This window comes from Streptomyces sp. sk2.1, from assembly GCF_008120935.1.
Lineage (GTDB): Bacteria > Actinomycetota > Actinomycetes > Streptomycetales > Streptomycetaceae > Streptomyces.
In genome coordinates this window covers 1-1,492 of record NZ_RDBO01000201.1, presented here as the reverse complement: position 1 = coordinate 1,492, position 1,492 = coordinate 1, and the positions used below count along the sequence as shown (strand labels likewise).

The 1,492-nt window shown below is 68.4% G+C and carries 2 protein-coding genes; one reads left to right on the top strand and one right to left on the bottom strand.

All coding sequences use genetic code 11. The features are described 5' to 3' along the window. Positions 1–252 (bottom strand): transposase family protein (locus tag EAO76_RS42435; RefSeq protein WP_148838069.1); only part of this gene is annotated, 252 nt, incomplete at its 3' end. A 437-nt stretch (positions 253–689) separates the two neighbouring features. On the opposite strand from EAO76_RS42435, the gene EAO76_RS42425 reads away from it, so the two are divergent. Next, a complete protein-coding gene (locus tag EAO76_RS42425) occupies positions 690–1,430 on the top strand; it encodes an HNH endonuclease family protein (RefSeq protein WP_262376230.1) in 741 nt (246 codons plus the stop codon). Positions 1,431–1,492: the final 62 nt, after the last annotated feature.

Below are 1,492 nucleotides of genomic sequence, written 5' to 3'. Positions count from 1 at the left end.
GACGATCCGGTCGGCCGCCGACTTCGACACCCCGAACAACGGAGCCAGTTGGCGCAGGGTGAGGTTCGTGCGCCAGTACGCGGCGACCAGCAGGACCCGGTCCTCCAGCGGCAGACTCCAGGGCCGGCCCTTGCGGACCGGGTCGGCACCCTCGCGCCGCAGCGCGGTGACCAGCTTGCCGAACTGCCGCGGGCTCAGCCCGGTGAACGGGACTATCCAGGACGGCTCCGACGCCGCAATCACACCAACCACAGCAAGATCATCTCACCTCTGACCAGCAATTACGGGACAGCGCTTAGCGACCAGGCCTCGGCCGCGAGTGGTTTCGCGACACCGAGCCGCTGGCGGGCGGCTGGAATCGGTCAGGGCAGGAAGTTTTTCTGCTGTTCCAGTGAGTTCATGCTCAGCGTGGCGTCCGAGAGGGCTCGCCGAAATCGTCCTCCAGGAAACCGACAGGTACCTGTCCGTACGGCCGAAGGGCACTGTCCGCTGTGTCCGGAACCGTGCCCGGCTCATCCGCCTTTTAGAGCTCGCGCCGCCTATCTGCGCGAGCTCTTACTCCCGGCTGGACCGCCTTACCGAACCCCTTCCTTGACGGCGTACTACCTGCACAGTTGACTGGCTGTCACCATTTGGTGGCTTCTGCGACCATGAGCGTGCATCAGCCCCTGACCAGCTGGAGTACCGCTGTGACCGTACGTCGTCTCGCCCGTGCCACCCCGATCGTGGCCGCCCTTCTCGGTGCTTCTCTTACCGGGTGCAACCCCAGTGCGGCGAAGCCCGAGTCCGACGCGAAGCCGTCGACACCCGTCTCGGCACCGGGCAAGGAGTCCGCGGCGCCAGGGGCTCCCGCGGGTGGCAGCGGCCTGTCCCTGGCCGAGGCGATCGCGAAGATCCCGGCCGGTGACGAGGCCCGCGACGGTTACAAGCGCGACAGCTTCAAGCACTGGATCGACGAGGACGGTGACTCGTGCTCGACCCGCAACGAAGTCCTGCTCGCCGAAGCGCTCAAGGCCCCGGAGCAGGGTGCGCGGTGCGCGCTGACGGGGGGTGAGTGGCTGTCGTACTACGACGAGGTCACGGTCACCGCGGCGGGCAAGCTCGACATCGACCACATGGTCCCGCTGGCGGAGGCATGGGACAGCGGCGCCTCGGCGTGGGACGCGGACCGGCGCATGTGGTACGCCAACGACCTCGGTGCCGAGAGGTCACTGGTCGCGGTCACCGCGAAGACCAACCGCTCCAAGGCCGACAAGGACCCGGCTCAGTGGCTTCCGCCGGCCGCGTCCGCGCAGTGCACCTACGGCGCCGACTGGGTGGCCACCAAACTCCGCTGGAAACTGACCGCGGACGACAAGGAACGCGCCGCCCTGGAGACCCTCGCCGAGGGCTGCGCGGACACCGTCGTGAAGTACGAAGTCGCGCCGTAGAGATTTCCGGACCACCTCCGCCCCGCACCCTGGGGCTGCGCCGGCGGTGCCGGGCCCGGGAG